We start from the raw sequence: 22405 nt of genomic DNA, 5'->3' as shown, positions 1-22405 counted from the left end.
GTAAAAAAGAAAGAGGGCACCTTATGCTGCATACGATTTCATCCCGCATTACAGCGTATTTTGTAGCCCGCAACTGGGTGGAAGAAAGCAATGCTCCCTGGTGCCTGTATGTAGTGGAAAAGAAGCTGCTTCAGGTCTGTTTTCTTCTGATTCTTCTGGTTTGCTCTATTTTGTCCGGTCAGTTTGTGAACGTCTGGGTCTTTATGCTGCCCCTGTACCTACTGCGCAGCCGCATCGGCGGGTGGCATGCGCCCTATGCCTGGCTCTGTCTGTCCATGACCACAGCCATGACCCTGCTGGTCTTGTTTCTGCTGGGGCCCGCCCTGCTGCATGCGAGCCCATACGCCGTATGGGGTTTGGATCTGGCGGTGCTGGCCATCGCGTTCCTGCTCCCTCCGATTTATCCCCCGCAGCTGCATTTTGAGACGGAGGTAGTTCAGGCGAATATCCGGAAGAAAAACGGGATTCTCCTCGGCGTTTTGCTGGTGCAGGGCGTTACTTTCATTCTGGGAATACGGCAGGTCCTGGTTTTCAGCTTTTACAGCGTTTTAATCAGTGTGCTGCTTGTATGGATTGAACAACTCAAGCAAAAGATGTATGGAGGTTAAGTGTATGAATCACCTGGAAAATGCAGGCAAGAAATTGCTGTCCCAGTTCATCATTGAGGAGCGGTTTGGTTGGCCTCCCAGCTGTGCAGGCATCATCTATCAGCCCGAGCGTCCCGTCTGCGAGCATGCCGCAGAAGAAAAGCCCGTTGACAAGGACGAGCAGTAAGAACGACATCTTCTAAAGCTTCCAATATAGATTCTTTTGGTCTGTCCGAAAGGGCAGCAAGCAGGCGCCCTGCATCCGCACGGGCGCCTGCTTGCTGCCTTTTTTCGCGTCATTCGGCCAAAAGCAGGACCCTGGCACGCAAAGAGAGCCGCAGCGGCAAACGCTGCGGCTCTCGGTTTTTTCGTTCAGGCAAAGACCCCGGGTCAGACAAAGTCCTCCCGCATGGGGGTGAAGATATCCAGCAGGATGCCTGGCTCCAGGCAGACGCAGCCGTGGCGCACTCCGTCCTGTTTTAGCATGGTGTCGCCGGGGCCCACTTCCCGGGTGGTATCCCCGATGGTGAACCGGAAGCGGCCCGACACCACATAGGTGATCTGGGTGTGGGGGTGGCTGTGGAGTGCCCCCACTGCGCCCTCGGCAAAGGTGTTCTCCACACACATCAGCTCGGGGCCGTAGGCCAGCACGCGGCGGGTGACCCCCTCCCCTGCGGGTTCGGGCAGGGTTTCACTGTGGGGAACCCACACCTGGTTTTGATGCTGTTTTTCCATGGCAAAAGCCTCCTTTTCAGCGGGTTACGTGCAATTTTTCTGCGGGCAGATGTTCGCCCAGCAGAGTCCAGGCCGCGTCCGTCCCGCCGGGGATTTCCTCCGCCGGCAGCAGATAGGCATGGGTGGCGTTGATGTAAAGATAGACGGCCTGGGCGGTGCGCCAGGCGCCGTACACGCTCTCCCAGTCGTGGGAGGCAGCGGGCTGGGCCTTGTCCTGCTGGCCCGCCGGCCACATGCCGACGCCGTCGGGGCCCAGCTCCACACGGTACACCGACTTGGGGGTGGACAGGCCCATCTTTTTGGCCTGCAGGCTCACCGAGCGGAAGAACATCCCAAAATACACCAGCGGCAGGCCCAGAGCCACCGCCGTGAGGACGCCGCCCAGCAGGGCCGCGCCTTCCCGCACGCCCACCTGACTGAAGCAGATGGCCGCAAAAGCCAGCATAAGCACTGCAAAAAGCAGGGGCCGCTTCCACCGTTTCTGGCGCTGGAGCACATCGAACAAGGCGAAATCACGAAACATGCCCGTATCCAGCTGGACCGGGACCGACAGGACGGTATTTTTGCCAGACATAGGGTTACCTCCGGGGTCTTTGTTTTCTTTTATGATACCATTTCACCGGCCCGGCTGCAAGGCAGACCGGGCATTTTGATTGGGCTTGCAGATTTTTTGACGGTATTGTATAATAAAACATCATTTAACAAAGGAGGCGCCCCATGCACTGGTTCCAGCGGCACATCTCCCTGAAAGGGCGAATCCTGCTGTTCTTCGCGGCATTTTTCGCAGCGCTGCTGGTGCAGCTCTATGTCAATCACTATCAGTCCAACGTGATTCTGGACCAGCTGGACCGTCAGACCGGCAACTTCCATTCCATCAGCCAGTTTTCCAGCGGCATCGAGAGTCAGCTCACGGCGCTGGAGAGTTTCCGCTGGGAAAACGGCGACCTCACCGCCCTGGCCCAGGTGCTTCAGAGCGGCTCCACCACGGCGGACGCCTGGCTGCGGCACATCGACGGCGACCTGGCCGAGGTGGGCGAGGAACAATACCTTCTGGCCCAGGCGGTACGCACCACCTACGCCAACTACGATGTCCTGATGGACCGGATGGCCGCCCTGCTCAAGACCGGCGACGCCATCGCGGCGGCCAGCTTATATTACACCGAAATTGCAGTTTGCGGGCACTATCTGCAGCAGTACACCGGCCAGCTGCTCCAGACCGCCATCAGCGAGGGCCAGAGCACCTACACCCTTCTCTCGGCCCAAAACGAACAGATCAAGGCCATGCAGACGGTGGCTTCCCTGCTCTGCCTGGCCTTTGGCGCGCTGGTGGTGTATTCGGTGCTGCGGCTGCTGGACCCGGTCCAGCAGATGATTGTGGCCTCCCGGGCCATCGGCCAGGGCGACTTTGACACCCCCGACGTGGTGGTGGCCCAGGCGGGCGACGAGATCGGCCAGCTGGCCGGCGCGTTCAACTGGATGAAGCACTCCATGGACCGGCAGGTCAAGACCCTGCAGGAGAAAAACGAGATTGAGCGCCAGCTCCACCGCCGGGAAACCGAGGCCCTGGAGCTGCAGAACACAGTGGAGCGGGCCCGGCTGCAGCATCTGCGCAGCCAGATCGACCCGCATTTCCTGTTCAACACTTTGGGCGTCATTCTGCGGGTTTCGGACGAAGAAAAGGCCCCCCGCACCCGCACCCTGATCACTGCCCTGTCCCAGCTGCTGCGGTACAGTCTGGCCAGCAATGATTTGCAGGTTCCCCTCTCCCGCGAGGTGCGCATCATCGAGGAATTTTTCGCCATCTACCATGTGCGGTTCGGGGACCGGGTGCATCTGACCTGGCACATAGCCGACGACATCGACCTGACCGAAACCATGGTCCCGTCCTTCATTGTCCAGCCGCTGGTGGAAAACGCCTTCAAACACGGCATCATTCCGCGGGAAACCGGCGGCACGGTGCAAATCGTGATCCGGCGTCTGCCCCGGTACCGTCTGCTGTACATTGCGGTGCGGGACGACGGCGTGGGAATGGACCGCGCCGCCCTGCAGAAAGTGCGGGGCCGGCTGCACGAAGTGCCCGAGACGGGCGAGCACATCGGGTTGAGCAACGTGGCCGCCCGGCTGCGGCTGCTGGACCCGCCGGGCCGCCTGTACCTGCACACATCCCCCAGCCACGGCACCCGGGCGGTGCTGTTTTTGCCCTTGATCGAACCGGAGGAGGAGCGCGACGATGTATAAAATCCTGATCGCCGACGACGAGGCGATGGAGCGGGAAGTCCTGGCCGACCTGGTATCCCGCCGCTTTGAGCACGAGGTGGAAATCCACACCGCCGACAACGGCCGCCGGGCGGTGGACACAGCCCTGCTTCTGGGGGCTGAACTGATCCTGATGGACATTGAAATGCCGGGCGTCAACGGACTGGATGCGGCCCGGACCATTCTGGCCCGGCTGCCCGGGTGCAAAATCATTTTTGTGACGGCCTACGGCCTGTTCCAGTACGCCTACGAGGCCATGCGGCTGGGGGCCTGCGGCTACATCCTCAAGCCGGTGGTGCCCGACGAGGCCGAGGCCGCCATCCGGCGGGCTCTGTCCCAGATTGAGGTGGAGCGGCGGCTGACGGATCTGGCGCCGGCAGCGGTGGAACAGACCCCCGAGGACGAGGACAGCGACGTCCAGAACACCCAGATGGGCCAGCTGATGGCCCAGGTGAAGAAATACCTGCGGGAGAATTACATGTACGAGCTGTCCCTGGACAGCGTGGCCGACATCCTGTCCATCAGCCCGGCCTATCTGTCCACCCAGTTCAAAAAATATCAGCACATCGGCTTTCTGGATTACCTCACCGAGGTGCGCATCCAGGCGGCCTGTGAGCTGCTGACCGACCCGCTGCGCCCCACCGCCGAGGTGGCCGGCATGGTAGGCTATGAGGACGCCAGCTATTTTGCCCGGGCTTTCAAGAAAAAGACCGGCCTGACCCCCACCCAGTACCGGCGGGAGGCCGCCCGCCGCCACAAGGAGCAGGCTCCATGATGCGGCGGTGGCATTTGGCGCTGCTGGCCATTGCGGCGGTCCTTCTCTTTGGCCTGGTACTGGCCATCACCACGCCGGACCCTGCCGCCGACGCCAAGGACATGCCTGATCTGATCCTGCGCTACGCCGAAAACCAGCCCGAGGGCTACCCCACCACCGAGGCCGCCTACGCCTTTGCCGATCTGGTGGAGGAGAAAACCGGCGGCCGGGTCCAGATCCGGGTCTACAGCGACGGCGTTCTGGGCAGCGAGGACAGCGTGGTGGAGCAAATGGAATATGGCGGCATCGACTTTTCCCGCATTTCGGTCATGTCCCTGGGTGAATTCATGCCGGAACTGTACGTCCTGCAGCTCCCCTTCCTCTATAAGGACAGCGACCACATGTGGCGGGTGCTGGACGGCCCCATCGGGGAGACCTTTCTGGCCTCCATTCAGGACTCCATCGGCCTGACCGCCCTGACCTGGTTTGACGCGGGCATCCGGCATTTTTACACCAACGAGCCGGTGACCAGTCTGGACGACCTGAAGGGCCTGTACATCCGGGTGGCGGAATCCAGCCTGATGGAGGAGATCATCCAGGATCTGGGGGCGGTTCCGGTGCGTCTGGCCTACGACGACGTCTACAGCACCCTGGCCAAGGAGGACATCGACGGAGCCGAAAACAACTGGCCCAGCTACGACTATACCGGCCACTACGAGGTGGCCAAGTATATGCTGCTGGACGGCCACACCCGCATTCCCGAACTGATGCTGGCCAGCGCCGAGGCCATGAAGAAGCTGGCCGACCTGGACCCCTCCTACCCTTCCATTGTGGAGGACTGCGCCCGCCAGGCGGGGCTGCTGGAGCGGGAACTGTGGAAACAGGCCGAGGCCGAGTCGGAGGCCAAGATGCGGGAGGCCGGCGTGACGGTGACCTCTTTGTCCGACGCCGAACTGCGCCGCTTCCGGGAGGCGGTGGCCCCCATCTACGAGGAATACGCCGACCAGGAGAAGATCATCCGCAAGATTCAGGAGGCCGCCTGAGCGGTTCTTCCCGCATCGGAAAGCTGAAAAAGATTGTACCAGCCGGGCTGCCCAAGGGCAGCCCGGTTTTCCTGTTTTGTACAAAAAGTTGAGCCAAAAATAGAAAATAAGCACAAAAAGCATTCGCAATTCCTTTCAAAAACCAGTATATTTTTTCAAACCCCTTGCAGATTCATGAAGAAAATATTAAATTGAAGTCACTGACTGGATTGGCCGCCGCGTGCATCTGCGCGGTGATGGGAGCCGGCAAAACCTGTAAATGCCGTTCCCATCCTGAGAAGGAAACATAAAGGGAGGAAAACAACTATGAAATCCAATTTTGAGCATCGTGCCATCAGCCGCCGCTCCTTTCTGAAGGGTGCAGGCATCGTGGGCGCCGCCAGCGTTCTGGCTGCCTGCGGTTCTTCCAGCAGCTCCACCGCTGCATCCCAGGCCACCAGCACTGCTTCCTCGGCAGCTGCCGGCGACGCTGCTGCAGCCGCCAGCGATCCCGCTGTCACCCTGGTTTACGCTGAGGTCAACCCTCTGGACACCATCGTCGGCCAGACTGCTACCGCTTTCAAGGAGAAGGTTGAGGAGCTGTCCGGCGGGTCCATCACCATCGACCTGCAGGCTTCGGGCGTGCTCGGCTCGGAAAACGACGTCCTGGACAACATCCTGGCCGGCGGCGACACCATCGACCTGTCCCGTATCTCGGCTTTCGCGCTGACCAGCTACGGCTGCCAGAAGTCGATGCTGCTCAGCCTGCCTTATACCTTTGTCTCCCGCGAGCACTGGTGGAACTTCGCCAACTCCGACCTCGCCCCCGACTTCCTGAACGAGCCCCAGGAGCTGGGCCTGCCCGTCCGCGGCGTCTTCTACGGCGAGGAGGGCTTCCGCCACTTCTTCACCGTCGATCCGGTGGCCGGCATCGCCGACCTGGCCGGCATGAAGCTGCGCGTCTCCAATGACCCCGTCATGAACGGCCTGGTCGAGGGTCTGGGCGCCACCCCCACCGTCGTCTCCTTCAACGAGCTGTACTCCGCGCTGCAGACCGGCGTTGTGGACGGCGCCGAGCAGCCCATCGCCAACTACGCTTCCAACGCCTTCCCCGAAGTGGCCAACAACCTGATCCTGGACGGCCACACCCTGGGCGCCGTGCAGGTTGTCATCACCGATAACGCATGGGCCAAGCTGACCGCCAACCAGCAGGCCTGCATCACGGAGGCCGGCAAGTACGCTCAGGAGTTCAACGCCAGCCTGTCCGAGGACGAGGAGAACCGCGTCCTGGAAGAGCTGAAAGCCGAGGGCTGCAACGTGGTCGACGTCCCCGACAAGACCGAGTGGCAGGAAGCCTGCGCCCAGGTCATCACCGACAACACCAAGGGCCTGGAGGACCTGTATCAGCAGCTGGTCGACATGGCCTGACCGGAGCCTGCGCCCAAATGATGCGGGCGGGGCGGCCCGTTCAATGCCGCCCCGCGTATTTTGAGCAAAGGGGGAATCCTGATGAAAGCATTCTTTGCAGCCATGGATAAGCTGCGCCCGATCTACGACGTGACCGACAAGATCGTCATGACCATCTGCAAGCTGCTGCTGATCGCGGATATCATCATCACCGGCTATTCGGTGCTGGGCCGCTATATCCCGTTTATCACCTCGCCGTCCTGGACCGAAGAGGTCGTCCTGACCCTGATGAGCTACATGGCCGTTCTGTCGGCGGCCATCGCCATCCGCCATAAAGAGCACATCCGGATGGATGCGTTCGACCGCTATATTCCCAAGCCGATGCTCCACTTCCTGAACATCCTGGCCGACGTGGCCGTTCTGGTCCTGGGCATTGTCATGCTGGTGGTCGGCCTGCAGTACGCCACCACCATCGGCGCCCGCGGCACCTATGTCTCGATGCCCAACGTTTCCCGTTTCTGGATGTACTTCCCGGTGCCCCTGGCCGGCATCGCCATGATCGTCTTTGAGCTGGAGTGCATCTATGAGGAGATCCGCGGCATCTGCCTGAAGGAGGAAGTGTGATATGGCAGTTAACGTACCCGCTATTGCGATCCTACTGGTCTCGTTCCTGGTCATGATCCTGCTGCGCTTCCCGATCGCCTATTCGGTGGCGCTGTCCTCGATCTTCTGCCTGATGTATCAGGGCCTGAGTCTGGCCACCGTCTGCCAGCAGATGGTCAAGGGCATCAGCTCTTACAGCCTGATGGCCGTCCCCTTCTTTATCACCATGGGTATGCTGATGGGGTCGGGCGGCCTGTCCGATAAACTGGTCGCGCTGGCCAACGCCTGCGTCGGCTGGATGCGCGGCGGCCTGGGCATGGTCAACGTTCTGGACTCCTACTTCTTCGGCGGCATTTCGGGCTCGGCCGCGGCCGACACCGCCTCCCTCGGCGCCATCCTCATCCCCATGATGGTGGACCAGGGCTATGACGCCGACTTCTCCACCGCCATCACCATCACCTCGTCGGTCGAGGGCATTCTGGTGCCCCCGAGCCACAACATGGTCATCTACGCCACCACCGCCGGCGGCATCTCGGTCGGCAGCCTCTTCCTGGCCGGCTACCTTCCCGGCGGCGTCCTGGCCGTCAGCCTGATGGTGGGCGTCTACATCCTGTCCGTCAAAAACAACTATCCCCGCGGCGACAAGTTCAGCATCAAGAACCTGATCCGCCAGCTGGGCCAGTCCATCTGGGCGGCCGGCGCCATCATCATCGTCGTGGTCGGCGTGGCCGCCGGCTGGTTCACCGCCACCGAGTCCGCCGCCATCGCCGTCTTCTACTCCCTGTTCGTCGCCCTCTTTGTCTACAAGGGCCTCGACCTCAAGGGCGTCTGGAAAGAGCTGGACAGCGCCGTCCACACCCTGTCCATCGTCCTGATCCTGATCGCCACCTCCAACGTGTTCGGCTACTGCATGACCGCCCTGCATGTGCCCGATCTGGCGGCCAACGCCATCACCAGCGTGACCGATAACCCGATCCTGCTGGCCCTGCTCATCAACCTGATCCTGCTGTTCCTGGGCTGCATCATGGATATGGCCCCCATCATCCTGATCGCCACCCCCATCCTGCTGCCCATCGCCACCTCCATCGGCATCGACCCCATCCAGTTCGGCATCATCGTCATGCTCAACTGCGGCATCGGCCTGCTGACCCCGCCGGTCGGCTCGGTCCTGTTCATCGGTTCGGCGGTGGCCAAGCGCCCCATGGGCGCCGTCGTCAAGGCCACCCTGCCCTTCTATCTGTGCATGATCGTGGCCCTGCTGCTCATCACCTTCATCCCCGACATTAGCCTGTTCATTCCCAAGCTGTGCGGCTATGTTCCCACTGTGACTCCGGCCTGGTTCTGATGTTCCCGGCCGAACCCCATTGTTCTCAACTCTAAGCCAAAAGCCGAAGAGCGGTCCTTTCCAGGGCCGCCCTTCGGCTTTTCCTTTTTGTTGTGCTGCGGGGTTATTCCTGCGGGGGATTCCAGGTCATCCGATAAAAATCCCCTTCCATACCTTCTCCTTATCTGCACTGCTCCACAAAGGCGGCGAATAGCTTCTGGCTCTCCGGGCTGGTGGAGAAGATGCTCTCAGGGTGCCACTGAACACCCCAGACAAACCGTTTGCCCGGCATCCAGACCGCTTCCACCAGGCCGTCCGGCGAAGCGGCCATGGCCCGCAGGGGACCTGCCAGGTCTTTGATGGCCTGATGATGGCGGCTGGTGACGGCGATCTCACCCTCTCCCAGAAGGGCCGCCAGCGGGGTATCTGCCAGCACCGTCACAGCGTGGCAGGGCTGGTCATAGGGCTCCGGCTGGCTGTGGCCGATGGTCTCGCCGTACTGGCTGGGCAGATCCTGCCAGAGGGTGCCGCCCAGAGTCACATTGAGGACCTGAATTCCCCGGCAGATGCCCAGTACCGGCTTGTCCGCCGCCAGCGCCACCTGGAGCAGGGCATCCTCCATCGCGTCCCGCTCGGGGACAATCGTGCCGCAGGCGGGCAGCGTCTCCTCGCCATAGCGGGCAGGGTGGATATCCGGCCCGCCGGTGAACAGAATGCCATCGCACAGCTTCACCAGCTGGGCCAGGTCGTCCGAATCTGCCGTCAGCGGCAGCATCAGGGGCAGCCCTCCTGCCCCCTCCACCGCTTTGCAATAGGCCGGCGTCATCCCATAGCGGTTCTGCGCCGGGTCCACAATGGGCACAAGGCCAATGACGGGCTTTTTCATATCAGAACACCTTCCCTTTCCAATCAAAAAAGACAGCGCGCCGCAGGGGCCACGCTGTCCGCTGGGGACAGTATACCACCAAGCCTTTGGTCAGGCAAGACCCTGCCCTGGACCGGCCTTTTTGCCGGTTCCGGGAAGGGCACCGGAGGCCCGGGGAGAGCGCTCCGGCGCGCTCTCAAAAATTCACATAGTATCGTTGTGTACAAGACGCGCAGCTGGTGCAAACCGAAATTTTCACACAATTACCGGGAATTTTCGCAATTTCCGGGCTTCCTGCGTTTACGTCATTTCAAACTGCACAAAAACCATCTGCGCCATGGAATGATATTCACAAACTTTTCAGTGTGTTCTTGCATTTTTTGGGCATGTGTGCCATAATAAGTTTGTCGGTAACGTTTCCGTAAACGATCCCGCAAACAAAACCAACACCGACCGGAGGAAGGAGCTGCTGCACATGACGATCAAGGACATCGCCCGGATCAGCGGCTGCTCGGTCAGCACCATTTCCCGGGTCATCAACGACCGCCCCGACGTCCGCCCCGAAACCAAGGAGCACGTGCTGCGGATCATGCGGGAGGTGGGCTTTGTGCCCAACACCAACGCCCGCCAGCTGAAAATCCAGCAGTCCCGCAGCGTGGTCTTTGTGGTCAAGGGCACTCAGAACATGTTTTTTGCCGACTTTCTGGTCCACCTGCAGCAGGTGGTGGGGCTGTACGGCTACAGCGGCATCGTCTCCTATCTGGATGAAAACGCCAACGAGATGGAGGCCGCCGAGAAAATCCTCCGGGAAATCAAGCCCAAGGGCATGATTTTCCTGGGCGGCAACGTGGATAATTTCCGCCAGAGCTTTGATTCCATCACCATCCCGGCCGTTCTGGCCACAGTGGTGTCGGATGAGCTGAACTTCCCCAACCTGTCCATGGTGGGTGTGGACGACCAGGCGGCTGCCTATCAGGCCGTCACCTACCTCATCGCCCAGGGGCACCGGAAAATCTGCGTCATCGGCGGACCGGCTTCCAGCCATCCCAGCAAGATGCGCCGACTGGGCGCACAGCAGGCCATGGAGGACAACGGCCTCACCCTGGACCCCCGGCTGTACGGCCTGTCCAACTACAGCTTTGAGTCGGCCTACAACACCATGAACGGGCTGCTGGCCCGCCGGGCCCAGTTCACCGCCGTCTTTGCCATGAGCGACGTCATCGCCATCGGCGTCATCCGTGCTCTGGCCAGCGCCGGGTACAAGGTGCCCGACGACATCTCGGTGATCGGCTTCGACGGCATCTCCATGTCCCGGTACTGCGTGCCGGCTCTGGCCTCCATGGTGCAGCCCACCGGCGAGCTGGCACTGCGGTGCGTGGAGCTGCTGATCCGCCAGATCGAGCACGGCACCCCGGCCCAGACCGTGATTCTGGCCCCCACCATCCAGGAGGGCGAAAGCGTTCGCCCGCCCCGCGGCGGTTCCGCCGTATGATTTCGACTCTTTTCTGCCCGGGTTGGGCAGAACGGACATACACACCTTTCACACGATATGATGAAGGAGAAGAACTATGAAAAAGATGATTTCCCGCCGCAACTTCCTGAAGGCCGCCGGTGCTGTATCCGCTGCCGGTGTTCTGGCCGCCTGCGGTTCTTCCAGCAGTTCCACCGCCGCTTCCACCGGTTCCAGCACCGCTGGTTCCACCGCTCCTGCTGCCAGCGGCAAGGTCTACTATCTGAACTTCAAGCCCGAACAGGATGAGGCCTGGCAGAACCTGGCCGCCAAGTACACCGAGTCCACCGGCGTGCCCGTCACCGTCGTGACCGCCGCCGCCAACCAGTACGAGACCACCCTGATGAGCGAGATGGAGAAGAGCGAGGCTCCCACCCTGTTCCAGGTCAACGGCCCCGTGGGTCTGGCCAACTGGAAGGACTACTGCTACGATCTGTCCGGCTCGGCTCTGTACAGCGAGCTGACCAGCGATTCCTTCGCCCTGAAGGACGGCGACGCCGTGGCCGGCATCGCCTACGTCATCGAGACCTACGGCATCATCTACAACAAAGAGCTGCTGACCGCCGCCGGCTACACCCAGGACGACATCACCAGCTTTGACACCCTGAAGGCTGTGGCCGACGACATCCAGGCCCGCAAGGACGAGCTGGGCATCCAGGGCGCTTTCACCTCCGCCGGCATGGACGCTTCCTCTGACTGGCGCTACAAGACCCATCTGGCCAACCTGCCCATCTATTATGAGTACAAGGCCGACGGCATCTCCTCCACCGACGCCATCAAGGGCACCTATCTGGACAACTACAAGCAGATTTTCGATCTGTACATCACCGATTCCACCTGTGACCCCACCGTCCTGGCCAGCAAGACCGGCAACGACGCTGTGGCTGAGTTCGTCAACAAGCAGGCTGTCTTCTATCAGAACGGCACCTGGGCCTACACCGACATCAAGGATCTGGGCGACGACAATCTGGGCATGATCCCCATCTACATCGGCGCCGACGGCGAGGAGAACCAGGGCCTGTGCACCGGTTCGGAGAACTTCTGGTGCGTCAACAACAATTCCTCTGAGGAAGACATCCAGGCCACGCTGGACTTCATCCACTGGTGTGTCTCCAGCGAGGAAGGCACCGCCGCCATGGCCGACGACATGGGCTTTGTCATCCCCTTCAAGAGCGCAAAGGCTCCCACCAACCCCCTGAACGCCATCTCGGACGAATACGTCGCCGCTGGCAAGACCCCCGTTGACTGGTGCTTCTCCACCATGCCTTCCGAGGAGTGGAAGAACATGCTGGGCAGCGCTCTGACTGCCTATGCAGCCGGCACCGGCACCTGGGACGACGTGGTCAGCGCCTTCGTGGACAACTGGGCCACCGAGTATCAGCTGGCCAACGGCTGATCCTTCTCCGGCTGCCCGCTGTGACAGCAAGGACCATCGGCAGGGGCGGGCAGCAGCAGGCCCGCCCCTGCTTTTTGCGTCCCTGCACCCTTTCATCTGTATCAGGAGGTAGCATCCATGCAGAAAACCATCAGCAAATACTGGCCGGTTTTTGTCCTGCCCACCCTGCTGGCCTTTATCATCGGCTTTATCTGGCCGTTCATCTGGGGCATTTACCTTTCCTTCCAGCGGTTCACCACCGTGTCCAAGACCACCTTCGTGGGCTTCGACAACTACATCCAGGTCTTTAAGGACTCCACCTTCATCCACGCCTTCTGGTTCACCGCAGCTTTCACTGTGGTGTCCACCGTCCTCATCAACGTCTTTGCTTTCGCCATCGCTCTGGTCCTGACCCGGGGCATCCGCGGCACCAACCTGTTCCGCACCGTCTACTTCATGCCCAACCTGATCGGCGGCATCCTGCTGGGCTACATCTGGCAGATTCTGCTCAACGGCATCCTGGCCAACCTGGGCAAGCCCCTGCTGGCTCTGGACGAACACTACGGCTTCATTGGCCTGGTGATCCTGATGTGCTGGCAGCAGATCGGCTATATGATGATCATTTACATCGCCGGCCTCCAGAGCGTGCCCAACGACCTGATCGAGGCCGCCAAGATCGACGGTGCCACCGGCCGGGAAATCCTCTTTAAGATCAAGGTTCCCCTGGTGATGCCCAGCATCACCATCTGCACCTTCCTGACCCTCACCAACAGCTTCAAGCTGTTCGACCAGAACGTGGCATTGACCGGCGGCGAGCCCTCCAACCTGAGCGAGATGCTGGCCCTGAACATCTACTCCACCTTCTACGGCCGCAGCGGCGCCCAGTGGAAGGGCATCGGCCAGGCCAAGGCCGTGGTCTTCTTCCTGATCGTGGTGGCCATCTCCCTGATTCAGCTCCGCTTTACCCGTTCGAAGGAGGTGCAGTCCTGATGTCCAAGACCAAACGCCTGTCCAACAACATCCTGACGGCCATCATGGTGATCCTCTGCCTGCTGTGGGTCTATCCCATCGTCCTGATCTTCATCAACAGCCTGAAGGTGGAGGGCACCTTCACCACATCCACCGTCTTTGCCCTGCCCACCGCTGAGAACTTCGCCGGTCTGAGCAACTACATCTACGGCATCGTCAAGATGAACTTCCTGTCCAGCTTCCTGTACAGCCTGGTCATCACCGTCACCAGCGTCTTTCTGATCCTGCTGTGCTGCTCCATGTGCGGCTGGTATCTGACCCGCGTTCACAACGTCCTGTCCAAGGGCATGAACCTGCTGATCGTCTTTTCGATGGTGGTTCCCTTCCAGATGGTCATGTTCACCCTGTCCAAGACCGCCGACACCCTCAAGCTCAACACCCCCTGGAACATCTGCATCATCTATCTGGGCTTCGGCGCCGGCCTGGCGGTCTTTATGTTCACCGGCTTCATGAAGAGCGTTCCCATCGAGATCGAGGAATCGGCCATGATCGACGGCTGCAACCCCATCCAGCTGTTCTTTAAGATCGTGTTCCCCATCCTCAAGCCCACCATGATCTCCACCGCCATTCTGGAAACCATGTGGGTCTGGAACGACTACCTGCTGCCCACCCTGGTGCTGGACATCAAGAAATACCGCACCATCCCCATGGCCATCCAGTACTTCCGCGGCGGCTACGGCCGCGTGGAGCTGGCTCCCATGATGGCCTGCATCATCATCGCCATTGTCCCCATCATCATCCTGTATGTGGCCTGCCAGAAATACATCATCGAGGGCGTCATCGCCGGCGCCGTCAAGGGTTAAGGAGGAGTTTTCATGCGTGCAAGCGGCATCCTGATGCCGGTATTCAGTCTGCCCGGTCCCTATGGCATCGGCACGCTGGGCCATGAGGCTTACCGGTTCGTGGATTTCCTCGCCGAGGCAAAACAAACCTTTTGGCAGATTCTCCCCATCGGCCCCACCGGCTACGGGGACAGCCCGTACCAGAGTTTTTCCGCCTTTGCCGGGAACCCCTACTTCATCGACTTCGGCCTGCTGGCCCAGCAGGGGCTTCTGACCGCGGAAGAGCTTCCCCCCGCCGAGGAGGTGGGGCCCATCCAGTACGGGGCCCTGTACAACCAGCGTCCCCTCATTCTGGCCCGGGCCGCCCAGCGGCTCCTGGCTGCTCCCTCCCCTGCATACCAGCGTTTCTGTGAGGAACAGGCCTCCTGGCTGGAAGACTACGCCCTGTTCATGGCCATCAAAGAGGAACAGGGTCAGGCCGGTCTGGCCGACTGGCCCGATGATTTGCGGTGCCGCCAGCCCGACGCCATCGCCGCGGCCCAGGTCCGGCTGGCCGATCGCTGCGACTACTACAAGGCGGTTCAGTTCTTCTTCTATCACCAGTGGGGCGCCCTCAAGGCCTACGCCAACGGCAAGGGCATCCGGCTCATCGGAGATATCCCCATCTACGTCAGCCCCGATTCCAGCGACCTGTGGACCCGGCCCGAGCTGTTCCAGACCGACGGTCTGGTTCATTTGACCCGGGTGGCCGGCTGTCCCCCCGATTCCTTTGCGGCCGACGGCCAGCTGTGGGGCAATCCCCTCTACGACTGGCCACGCCACGCCGCCGAGGACTTCGCCTGGTGGAAGCGCCGGATGCGCCACGCCACCTCCATCTACGACCTGGTGCGGATCGACCACTTCCGCGGGTTTGAGAGCTACTTCTCCATTCCGGCGGGCAACACCACCGCCCACGGCGGCGAATGGGTCAAGGGCCCGGGCCTGGCTTTCATCGACGCCATGCACCAGGCCGTGGGCCGGGATGCCGTCATTGCCGAGGACCTGGGTTATCTGACCGACGAGGTGAAAGCCCTGCTGGCCGCCAGCGGCTGCCCCGGCATGAAGATCATGCAGTTTGCCTTTGACAGCCGGGAGCCGGGCAACTACCTCCCCTACACCTACACCGCCAACAGCGTGGTCTACACCGGCACCCACGACAACATCACCACCCAGGGCTGGCAGCAGTCCGCCAGCCCCGAGGACATCGACTACGCCTGCCGGTATCTGCGCTGCACCCCCGATGGCCTCACTGACGCCATGATCTGCGCCTGTCTGTCCAGCGTGTCGGCGCTGGCGGTCATCCCCATGGCCGACTGGCTCCATCTGGGCCCCGAGGCCCGCATCAACACCCCCAGCACCCAGGGCGGGAACTGGCAGTGGCGGCTGGATGCCGCCGTCCTGACCCAGGATCTGGCCCACACCATCGCCGGGCTCACCAGCCTGTATGACCGGGCTCCGGCTGCAACCTAACCTCCCCTGATTTCTTCTATTTCTTTCTCCTTATTTTGCGCATGTGAAACCGCCGCATGGTTCCTCCGGGAGCTGTGCGGCGGTTTCCGTCTGCAAAGGCAAAAATTGGTCTCGACCGCCAAAAAGCGCGTCCGGGCTGGCTCTTTTCTTTTTGTGCAAAAAGATTGCAAAGGAACATTTTTTCGCGGGTTGTTTTGGGCACATTTCGCAGTCGATGTTCGCAGGAACGTTGTTTTTGGCTTGTGTTTTTCACAACAACCTCACAAAGCCTGTCCAAACCAAGCTCTGCGATGCCTTGTTGTTTTTTGATGAATATGCTATAATTCAGGTAACTCAGTTCCCGCGAACCGCTGCGGGGGCCAACCTTGAAAGGAGCCCTACTTATGGAATATACAACTTCATCGGGTGTGATCGCCATGCCCGCCCACTATGCGCTTGTCCCGCAGGAAGAGATGGTCTATCTGGACGGTGGTGCACTCTTTAACATCACCCAGGAACAGCTGATTCAGTTCGGCGTCAATGTGCTGGTCAACGGCCTGATGTTCATCGGCGGCTCGTTCTTTACCGCCGGTGTCTCGATGGTGGCCAATGCCTTCGTCGGCACCACGACCACCACCGGCAACAAGCTCATGAAGGACTTCTTCTCCTCCCTGAATGGCTCTCAGTGGGCTTTTCTGGGCGTGGCCAGCCTGCTGGGCGGTATCTATGGTCTGAGCATGGCATCCTATTATTACACTGCTCTGATCGATCCCCTCATCAAGGCCTTCCAGGATGCGTTCTTTACTCCTGCCACCGCTGAGAGTCAGGGTGCTCTGCCCGCCGCAGCGTAATAACTGCCTCTAACCTTTAACCCATGGCAGGCGGTGCCTGCCACCCCATTCCAACAGAAAGGAGCTTTCCTATGCAGAATCTTCGCATGCCCGCACACTATGCAGAGATCACTCCGTCCGAGCAGCGTACGATCCAAGGCGGCGGCCCGGTTCGAGATGCACTTGTCGACTTCCTTGACAGCCTGCATCTGACCGACTTTTACCGTGGATCCTCGGTCTTTGCGATCTCCTTTACCTTTGTGCCCGCCCTGCTGTTCACCGCAGTGCGCGCTGTCTTCAATCTGAGCCAGGAACTGGTCGGCGGTATGTTCGATCTCTTCGAGCAGCTGTAACGCCTATTCGTTTTTGCGCTTGGACAAGCATTCCTTCTCTGGACAGTGAGTTTTTTCGCTGCCCTTGGTTGTGTATGCCTTTGTGCTGTATTTTCCTTTGCGCTCCAGGACCTTCGTGCGGCCCGGAGCGAAGCCGATTCTTTTCCCAATCCTTAAAACGGTTTGCTCCGCCGCGGCGCTCTGTGCGCTGCGGCGGATTTTTTGTTCCGCCGCTTTTCTCCATATAAAATATATCACCGTCCGGTCCCGGCCGCAGGGCTGTATCCAACACTGGGCCGTCCTGTCGCCGGCCGCATTTGACGAAGGCGCTAAAAGCTTTTTTGAGGTCCGGATTTTTTTGTGAAAACCTTCTCGAATGCCAGGACATGGTTTTTCTGCAACTTTTCATCAAAACGCAACAATAATACATGTTATTTTGTGTCTAAATTCTTTATTATTAAATTGTACGAAAACCGCCGGGGCCGCGGACAACAGGCCCCCTGCACTGTATAAGGAGGAAACGAGAATGAAGGATGTCCGTATTTGGAAGCAGGAGCTGGCGGACGGTGTCCACGCCGCCCGGCTGGCCTCCCTCTACTGCTGCGCGCCCAGTGAGACCGCGCCCCAGGCTGCCCGCTATGCCGCCGCCCTGGACGGTCTGGAGGCAGCGTTTGGTCCCCACAGCGCCGCAGCGCTGTTCAGTGCGCCGGGCCGCACCGAGATCGGCGGCAACCACACCGACCACCAGCACGGCCGTGTGCTGGCGGGCAGCGTCAACATCGACATGATCGCCGCCGCCGGCCCCAACGACCGGGGCGAACTGCGGGTCCAGAGCGAGGGCTATCCCCTGTGCACCATCGCCCTGAACGACCTGGAAGCCCGCAAGGAAGAGGAGAACACCAGCGCCGCCATCCTGCGGGGCGAGTGCGCTGCCTTTGCCCAGCGGGGCGCCAAGCTGTCGGGCCTGGACGTGTATGTCACCTCCAACGTGCCCAAGGGCAGCGGCGTTTCCTCCAGTGCCGCCTTTGAGGTGCTGATCGGCACCATCCTGAACGAGCTGTTCATGGAGGAGAAGGTCTCCCCCATCGCCATCGCCCAGATCGGCCAGTGGGCTGAGAACGTCTACTTCGGCAAGCCCTGCGGCCTGATGGACCAGATGGCTTCCAGCGTGGGCAACATCATCACCATCGACTTTGCCGATCCCGCCAACCCGGTGGTGGAGCCGGTGGACGTGGACTTCTCCAAGGCCGGCCTGGCTCTGTGCATCCTGGATTCGGGCGCCGACCACGCCGACCTGACCGACGAGTACGCCGCCATCCCCGCCGACTGCCGCGGCGTGGCCAAGGTCTGCGGCGGCGAAGTGCTGCGGGACGTCCCCTTTGAGACCTTCCTGGCCAACATTCCCGCCTGCCGCGCTGCCTGCGGCGACCGCGCCGTCCTGCGTGCCTTCCACATCTACGCCGACAACGACCGCGTGGCCCGTCAGGTGGCCGCCCTCCGGTCCGGTGACTTTGAGACCTTCCTGAGCCTGGTGAACGAGTCGGGCCGCAGCAGCTGGGAGTACCTGCAGAACGTCATCCCCGCAGGCTACACCGCCCACCAGGAGGTGGCCGTCACCATCGCCGCCGCCAAGCATCTGCTGGCCGGCGAGGGCGCCGTCCGTGTCCACGGCGGCGGATTCGCAGGCACCGTCCAGGCCTTTGTCCCCCTGGACAAACTGGACACCTTCAAAGCCGGCATCGAGGCCATCATCGGCCAGGGCCGCTGCCACGTTCTTTCCATCCGTCCTGAAGGAGGCGCTGTACTGTGATTTACAATGCAATTCAGCAGCTCGTCAATTACGGGCTGGACACCGGGCTGATCCTGCCCGACGACGAAATCTACATCCGCAACCAGCTCCTGATGACCATGCAGCTGGACAACTTTGAGGAGCCCGAGGGCGACTGCTACTACATCGATCTGGAGTCCATCCTCACCGCCCTGGTGGACGACGCGGTGGCCCGCGGCATCTGCGAGGACAACTCGGTGGCACGGGACCTGTTCGACACCAAGCTGATGGGCGTTCTGACCCCGCGGCCCAGCATTGTCCGGGCCAACTTCTGGGAGAAGTACGAGGAAGAAAGCCCCAAGGCTGCCACTGACTGGTTCTACGCCTTCAGCCAGGACACCGACTACATCCGCCGCTACCGCATCAAGAAGGACATGAAGTGGGTCACCAAGACCCCCTACGGCGACCTGGACATCACCATCAACCTGTCCAAGCCCGAAAAGGACCCCAAGGCCATCGCCGCCGCCAAGCTGGCCCCCCAGAGCGCCTACCCCAAGTGCCAGCTCTGCCGCGAAAACGAGGGTTATGCCGGCCGGATGAACCATCCCGCCCGTGAAAATCACCGCATCATCCCCATCACCATCAACGACAGCGACTGGAACCTGCAGTACAGCCCCTACGTCTACTACAACGAGCACTGCATCGTCTTCAACAGCGAGCACACCCCCATGAAGATCGAGCGGGCCACCTTCCGCAAGCTGCTGGACTTTGTGGCCCAGTTCCCCCATTACTTCGTGGGCAGCAACGCCGACCTGCCCATCGTGGGCGGCAGCATCCTGAGTCACGACCACTTCCAGGGCGGCTGCTATGAGTTCGCCATGGCCAAAGCTCCCATCGAAAAGACCTGGACCTTCCCCGGCTATGAGGACGTGGAGGCAGGCATTGTCCGCTGGCCCATGAGCTGCATCCGTCTGACCGGCGCCGACGACGAGAAGCTGGTGGATCTGGCCGACAAGATTCTGGCTGCATGGCGCGGCTACTCGGACGAGAGCTGCTTTGTCTTTGCCGAGACCGACGGCGAGCCCCACAACACCATCACCCCCATCGCCCGGATGCGGGACGGCAAGTTCCAGCTGGATCTGGTGCTGCGCAACAACATCACCACCCCCGAGCATCCTCTGGGTGTGTTCCATCCCCACGCCAAGCTCCACCACATCAAGAAGGAAAACATCGGCCTGATCGAGGTCATGGGCCTGGCCGTTCTGCCCAGCCGTCTGAAGGGTGAAATCGCCGAGCTGGAGACCGCTCTGGTCAACCGGACCCCGGTGGACCAGTACGGCGAAGCCATCCAGAAGCACGCCGAGTGGGCCGGTGAACTGCTGGTCAAGCACCCCGACCTGAACGCCGACAACGTCCACGCCATCGTGGAGGAGGAGATCGGCCATGTGTTCGCCGAGGTTCTGGCCGACGCCGGTGTCTACAAGCGGGATGAGGCTGGCCAGGCCGGCTTCGTGCGCTTCCTGGAGAGCGTCCGCTGAGTTTTCTGCCCCCTGAACAAGATTTGGCCCCGCCGGCTGCATATTCGGGCCGGCGGGCGCCTATCCTATCCCAAGGAGGACCCATATGTCCCGTAAAGTTCTGGAAATCTGTGTGGACAGCACCGCCAGCGCCCTGGCCGCCCGGGAGGGCGGAGCCGATCGCCTGGAACTCTGCGCCGACCTGTCCATCGGCGGCACCACCCCCAGTCTGGCCTTGGTGCGCCAGGTCAAGGCCGAGACCGGCCTGCCGGTGCGGGCCCTGCTGCGGCCCCGGGCCGGGGATTTCTGCTACGACGACTGGGAGCTGACCCAGATGGAAGAGCTGGCCGCCGATCTGGTTCAGGCCGGGGCGGACGGCATCGTCACCGGGGTGCTGACCCCCGAGGGCGCGCTGAATGTCCCCGCCATGGAGCGGATCTGTGCCGCCGCCCGCCGGGCCGCCGAGGGCCGGCCGGTGGCTCTGGCCCTGCACCGGGCCTTTGACGTCTGTCAGGACGCTTCGGCCTGCCTGGAAGCAGCCTGCGCCCTGGGCCTGGACACCATCCTCACCAGCGGCCAGGCCGCCGATGCCTATACCGGCCGGGCGCTTCTGGCCCGGATGCAGCAGCAGGCTGCCGGACGGATTGAGATTCTGGCCGGGTCGGGCGTCCACGCCGACAACATTCCCCTGCTGGCCCGGGAAACCGGCATCCTGTCCTACCATCTGTCGGGCAAAAAGACCATTCCCAGCCGGATGATCTTCCGGCGGCCAGGCGTGCCCATGGGCCTGCCGGGCTTTGAGGAATTCGAGCTGTGGCAGACCGACCCTGAAGCGGTCCGCCGCGCCCGTCAGGCTCTGGACAGCCTCTAAAACGTCATTTTCTTTCTCCTTATACAGCGAGCTGCCCCGCCCTTCCGGACTGGTTCCGGGAGAGCGGGGCAGCTTGTTTTTTCATGTATTGAAACCATTAACCCTCGGCGGTGCGCCGGCGCAGCAGGCTCATGGGAGGCAGCTCGGGGGTGGGGATGGTGTACTTTTCCATGGCGTGGGGGGTGGAGGCGACCTCCTCCCCTGCCTCGTTGCGAATCCAGGCGGGGGTCAGGGGGATGCTGGAACCGTCGGGCGTCAGGGCCTCGATGGTGTCACCCAGAGACCACTTGCCCCGCTGCTGGCAGGAGGCGACGCCGTTTTCCCAGCCGTCCACCGTGCCCACAAACTCCCATTCCCGGATGTAGGCGGCGCTGGACGTATTCTGATGGGCCTTGTCGGCGCCAAAGTAGAAGCCGGGAGAATAGGGCCGGTGACTGGTGCGGGTCAGCTCGGTGAACACCTCCGGGGCCAGGTCGAAGTCCTCGGCGAAGGGGTCGGCCAGATACTGGTCCAGCGCCCGCCGGTAGGCCGCCGTCACGCTGGCCACATAGTAGAAGGTCTTGGCCCGGCCCTCAATCTTGAGGCTGTCCACGCCGGCCTTGCAGATCAGATCCAGGAAGGGGGCGGTGCACAGGTCGTTGGCGTTCAGGATATAGCTGCCGCCCTCCCCTTCCCCGATTTCGTAGAGCTGGCCGGGGCGGGTTTCTTCGGTGAGGTAGTATTTCCAGCGGCAGGGCTGGGCGCACTGGCCCCGGTTGGCGTCCCGGCCGGTGAGGTAATTGGACAGCAGGCACCGGCCCGACACGCTCATGCACATGGCGCCGTGGACAAAGGCTTCCAGCTCCAGCTCGGGCGGGGTCTTGTCCCGGATGACGGCGATGTCGGTGAGGCTCAGCTCCCGGGCCAGCACCACCCGCTTGGCTCCCATCTTGTGACAGGCAATGGCCGAGGCATAGTTGGTGATGCCGGTCTGGGTGGACATATGGACGTCGATGTCGGGGGCGTAGGTCTTGCAGGCGTCCAGAACCCCCAGGTCCGCCACAATAAAGGCGTCCACGCCGGCGGCAGCCGCCTGGCGGATGGCGTCGGGGAGGCGGTCGGCCTCCTCATTGGTGGGCAGGGTGTTCAGGGTCAGATAGACCTTGCGGCCCCGGGCGTGGGCGTAAATCACGCCGTCGGCCAGCTCCTCGGGGGTAAAGTTGGCGGGTGCAGACCGCATCCCGAATTCGGGCAGGGCACAGTACACGGCGTCTGCTCCATAGCAGACCGCATAACGCAGCCGCTCTAGGTCCCCCGCAGGGGCCAGCAGCTCAGGAATCTCAAGCATAAAACGGTTCCTCTCTGATTGTT

At 61.5% G+C, this 22405-nt stretch carries 22 protein-coding genes; 18 read left to right on the top strand and 4 right to left on the bottom strand.

All coding sequences use genetic code 11. The features are described from left to right. Positions 1-23 precede the first annotated feature (23 nt). On the top strand, positions 24-608 hold the full coding sequence (locus B5E67_RS03230) for an accessory gene regulator B family protein (RefSeq protein WP_087382807.1): 585 nt from the start codon (positions 24-26) through the stop codon (positions 606-608). 4 nt (positions 609-612) lie between these two features. Then, a complete protein-coding gene (locus tag B5E67_RS15570; protein WP_158098842.1) occupies positions 613-774 on the top strand; it encodes a hypothetical protein in 162 nt (53 codons plus the stop codon). 203 nt (positions 775-977) lie between these two features. Here the strand turns inward: B5E67_RS15570 and B5E67_RS03225 are convergent, their stop codons facing one another. Continuing rightward, positions 978-1322 (bottom strand): cupin domain-containing protein, encoded by a 345-nt coding sequence (locus B5E67_RS03225; RefSeq protein WP_087364207.1) that lies wholly within the window; start codon positions 1320-1322, stop codon positions 978-980. A gap of 16 nt (positions 1323-1338) precedes the next feature. Then, complete coding sequence (locus B5E67_RS03220) at positions 1339-1896, bottom strand: hypothetical protein (protein WP_087382804.1); 558 nt, start codon at positions 1894-1896, stop codon at positions 1339-1341. A 143-nt stretch (positions 1897-2039) separates the two neighbouring features. Between B5E67_RS03220 and B5E67_RS03215 the strand changes: the two genes are divergently transcribed. The 6 genes from B5E67_RS03215 (at position 2040) to B5E67_RS03190 (ending at position 8709) form a co-directional block, all read left to right on the top strand. Next, a complete protein-coding gene (locus B5E67_RS03215) occupies positions 2040-3560 on the top strand; it encodes a histidine kinase (RefSeq protein WP_087382801.1) in 1521 nt (506 codons plus the stop codon). Further along, the gene (locus tag B5E67_RS03210; RefSeq protein WP_087247168.1) at positions 3553-4353 is read left to right on the top strand and encodes a helix-turn-helix domain-containing protein; all 801 of its coding nucleotides are present in this window, start codon (positions 3553-3555) and stop codon (positions 4351-4353) included. The genes B5E67_RS03215 and B5E67_RS03210 overlap by 8 nt, the downstream gene beginning before the upstream one ends. Then, positions 4350-5375, top strand: a complete 1026-nt coding sequence (locus tag B5E67_RS03205; protein ID WP_242956741.1) for a TRAP transporter substrate-binding protein — start codon at positions 4350-4352, stop codon at positions 5373-5375. The genes B5E67_RS03210 and B5E67_RS03205 overlap by 4 nt, the downstream gene beginning before the upstream one ends. A gap of 306 nt (positions 5376-5681) precedes the next feature. Further along, positions 5682-6782 carry a TRAP transporter substrate-binding protein DctP gene (gene dctP / locus B5E67_RS03200; RefSeq protein ID WP_087382798.1) on the top strand — a complete coding sequence of 367 codons (1101 nt, stop codon included), beginning with the start codon at positions 5682-5684 and terminating at the stop codon, positions 6780-6782. Positions 6783-6863: 81 nt separating this feature from the next. Further along, the gene (locus B5E67_RS03195; RefSeq protein WP_087247172.1) at positions 6864-7385 is read left to right on the top strand and encodes a TRAP transporter small permease; all 522 of its coding nucleotides are present in this window, start codon (positions 6864-6866) and stop codon (positions 7383-7385) included. A gap of 1 nt (position 7386) precedes the next feature. After that, complete coding sequence (locus B5E67_RS03190; protein WP_087382794.1) at positions 7387-8709, top strand: TRAP transporter large permease; 1323 nt, start codon at positions 7387-7389, stop codon at positions 8707-8709. Positions 8710-8869: 160 nt separating this feature from the next. Here B5E67_RS03190 and B5E67_RS03185 read toward each other — a convergent pair whose 3' ends face one another. Next, positions 8870-9574, bottom strand: coding sequence for a gamma-glutamyl-gamma-aminobutyrate hydrolase family protein (locus tag B5E67_RS03185; RefSeq protein WP_087382790.1), 705 nt, complete (start codon positions 9572-9574; stop codon positions 8870-8872). 454 nt (positions 9575-10028) lie between these two features. On the opposite strand from B5E67_RS03185, the gene B5E67_RS03180 reads away from it, so the two are divergent. The 10 genes from B5E67_RS03180 to B5E67_RS03135 all read left to right on the top strand — a co-directional run bounded on the left by B5E67_RS03180 (position 10029) and on the right by B5E67_RS03135 (position 21055). Beyond that, the gene (locus tag B5E67_RS03180; protein WP_204246516.1) at positions 10029-11045 is read left to right on the top strand and encodes a LacI family DNA-binding transcriptional regulator; all 1017 of its coding nucleotides are present in this window, start codon (positions 10029-10031) and stop codon (positions 11043-11045) included. Positions 11046-11121: 76 nt separating this feature from the next. Beyond that, on the top strand, positions 11122-12459 hold the full coding sequence (locus tag B5E67_RS03175; protein ID WP_087382789.1) for an ABC transporter substrate-binding protein: 1338 nt from the start codon (positions 11122-11124) through the stop codon (positions 12457-12459). A gap of 117 nt (positions 12460-12576) precedes the next feature. Beyond that, positions 12577-13428 carry a sugar ABC transporter permease gene (locus tag B5E67_RS03170; RefSeq protein WP_087364222.1) on the top strand — a complete coding sequence of 284 codons (852 nt, stop codon included), beginning with the start codon at positions 12577-12579 and terminating at the stop codon, positions 13426-13428. After that, positions 13428-14270: a carbohydrate ABC transporter permease gene (locus tag B5E67_RS03165; RefSeq protein ID WP_087382786.1), complete on the top strand. Its 843-nt coding sequence runs from the start codon at positions 13428-13430 to the stop codon at positions 14268-14270. Before B5E67_RS03170 ends, B5E67_RS03165 begins: the two co-directional genes overlap by 1 nt. Before the next feature lie 12 nt (positions 14271-14282). Next, positions 14283-15758, top strand: coding sequence for a 4-alpha-glucanotransferase (malQ, locus tag B5E67_RS03160; RefSeq protein WP_087382783.1), 1476 nt, complete (start codon positions 14283-14285; stop codon positions 15756-15758). A 383-nt stretch (positions 15759-16141) separates the two neighbouring features. Continuing rightward, on the top strand, positions 16142-16588 hold the full coding sequence (locus B5E67_RS03155; RefSeq protein WP_143405375.1) for a hypothetical protein: 447 nt from the start codon (positions 16142-16144) through the stop codon (positions 16586-16588). 71 nt (positions 16589-16659) lie between these two features. After that, on the top strand, positions 16660-16920 hold the full coding sequence (locus B5E67_RS03150; protein WP_087247191.1) for a hypothetical protein: 261 nt from the start codon (positions 16660-16662) through the stop codon (positions 16918-16920). A gap of 505 nt (positions 16921-17425) precedes the next feature. Continuing rightward, a complete protein-coding gene (locus B5E67_RS03145; RefSeq protein WP_087247193.1) occupies positions 17426-18709 on the top strand; it encodes a galactokinase family protein in 1284 nt (427 codons plus the stop codon). Beyond that, complete coding sequence (gene galT, locus B5E67_RS03140) at positions 18706-20205, top strand: UDP-glucose--hexose-1-phosphate uridylyltransferase (protein WP_087382780.1); 1500 nt, start codon at positions 18706-18708, stop codon at positions 20203-20205. Before B5E67_RS03145 ends, galT begins: the two co-directional genes overlap by 4 nt. An 85-nt stretch (positions 20206-20290) precedes the next feature. Beyond that, on the top strand, positions 20291-21055 hold the full coding sequence (locus tag B5E67_RS03135) for a copper homeostasis protein CutC (protein ID WP_087382778.1): 765 nt from the start codon (positions 20291-20293) through the stop codon (positions 21053-21055). Positions 21056-21152: 97 nt separating this feature from the next. On the opposite strand, the gene B5E67_RS03130 is transcribed toward B5E67_RS03135, so the two are convergent. Next, a complete protein-coding gene (locus B5E67_RS03130) occupies positions 21153-22382 on the bottom strand; it encodes a U32 family peptidase (RefSeq protein ID WP_087382776.1) in 1230 nt (409 codons plus the stop codon). Positions 22383-22405: the final 23 nt, after the last annotated feature.

Source organism: Faecalibacterium sp. An122 (genome assembly GCF_002160895.1).
GTDB lineage: Bacteria > Bacillota > Clostridia > Oscillospirales > Ruminococcaceae > Faecalibacterium.
Note: the sequence above shows the minus strand (reverse complement) of the source record. Positions and strands in the feature narration are given on the sequence as shown.

What these genes read in the sequence shown, in the direction of transcription:
- malQ (WP_087382783.1), top strand. Translation starts at nt 14,283, where the DNA reads ATGCGTGCAAGCGGCATCCTGATGCCGGTATTCAGTCTGCCCGGTCCC.
- B5E67_RS03150 (WP_087247191.1), top strand. Translation starts at nt 16,660, where the DNA reads ATGCAGAATCTTCGCATGCCCGCACACTATGCAGAGATCACTCCGTCC.
- B5E67_RS03165 (WP_087382786.1), top strand. Translation starts at nt 13,428, where the DNA reads ATGTCCAAGACCAAACGCCTGTCCAACAACATCCTGACGGCCATCATG.
- B5E67_RS03195 (WP_087247172.1), top strand. Translation starts at nt 6,864, where the DNA reads ATGAAAGCATTCTTTGCAGCCATGGATAAGCTGCGCCCGATCTACGAC.
- B5E67_RS03180 (WP_204246516.1), top strand. Translation starts at nt 10,029, where the DNA reads ATGACGATCAAGGACATCGCCCGGATCAGCGGCTGCTCGGTCAGCACC.
- dctP (WP_087382798.1), top strand. Translation starts at nt 5,682, where the DNA reads ATGAAATCCAATTTTGAGCATCGTGCCATCAGCCGCCGCTCCTTTCTG.
- B5E67_RS03135 (WP_087382778.1), top strand. Translation starts at nt 20,291, where the DNA reads ATGTCCCGTAAAGTTCTGGAAATCTGTGTGGACAGCACCGCCAGCGCC.
- B5E67_RS15570 (WP_158098842.1), top strand. Translation starts at nt 613, where the DNA reads ATGAATCACCTGGAAAATGCAGGCAAGAAATTGCTGTCCCAGTTCATC.
- B5E67_RS03220 (WP_087382804.1), bottom strand. Translation starts at nt 1,896, where the DNA reads ATGTCTGGCAAAAATACCGTCCTGTCGGTCCCGGTCCAGCTGGATACG.
- B5E67_RS03145 (WP_087247193.1), top strand. Translation starts at nt 17,426, where the DNA reads ATGAAGGATGTCCGTATTTGGAAGCAGGAGCTGGCGGACGGTGTCCAC.
- B5E67_RS03190 (WP_087382794.1), top strand. Translation starts at nt 7,387, where the DNA reads ATGGCAGTTAACGTACCCGCTATTGCGATCCTACTGGTCTCGTTCCTG.
- B5E67_RS03225 (WP_087364207.1), bottom strand. Translation starts at nt 1,322, where the DNA reads ATGGAAAAACAGCATCAAAACCAGGTGTGGGTTCCCCACAGTGAAACC.
- B5E67_RS03170 (WP_087364222.1), top strand. Translation starts at nt 12,577, where the DNA reads ATGCAGAAAACCATCAGCAAATACTGGCCGGTTTTTGTCCTGCCCACC.
- B5E67_RS03175 (WP_087382789.1), top strand. Translation starts at nt 11,122, where the DNA reads ATGAAAAAGATGATTTCCCGCCGCAACTTCCTGAAGGCCGCCGGTGCT.
- B5E67_RS03230 (WP_087382807.1), top strand. Translation starts at nt 24, where the DNA reads ATGCTGCATACGATTTCATCCCGCATTACAGCGTATTTTGTAGCCCGC.
- B5E67_RS03185 (WP_087382790.1), bottom strand. Translation starts at nt 9,574, where the DNA reads ATGAAAAAGCCCGTCATTGGCCTTGTGCCCATTGTGGACCCGGCGCAG.
- B5E67_RS03205 (WP_242956741.1), top strand. Translation starts at nt 4,350, where the DNA reads ATGATGCGGCGGTGGCATTTGGCGCTGCTGGCCATTGCGGCGGTCCTT.
- B5E67_RS03130 (WP_087382776.1), bottom strand. Translation starts at nt 22,382, where the DNA reads ATGCTTGAGATTCCTGAGCTGCTGGCCCCTGCGGGGGACCTAGAGCGG.
- B5E67_RS03210 (WP_087247168.1), top strand. Translation starts at nt 3,553, where the DNA reads ATGTATAAAATCCTGATCGCCGACGACGAGGCGATGGAGCGGGAAGTC.
- B5E67_RS03215 (WP_087382801.1), top strand. Translation starts at nt 2,040, where the DNA reads ATGCACTGGTTCCAGCGGCACATCTCCCTGAAAGGGCGAATCCTGCTG.
- B5E67_RS03155 (WP_143405375.1), top strand. Translation starts at nt 16,142, where the DNA reads ATGGAATATACAACTTCATCGGGTGTGATCGCCATGCCCGCCCACTAT.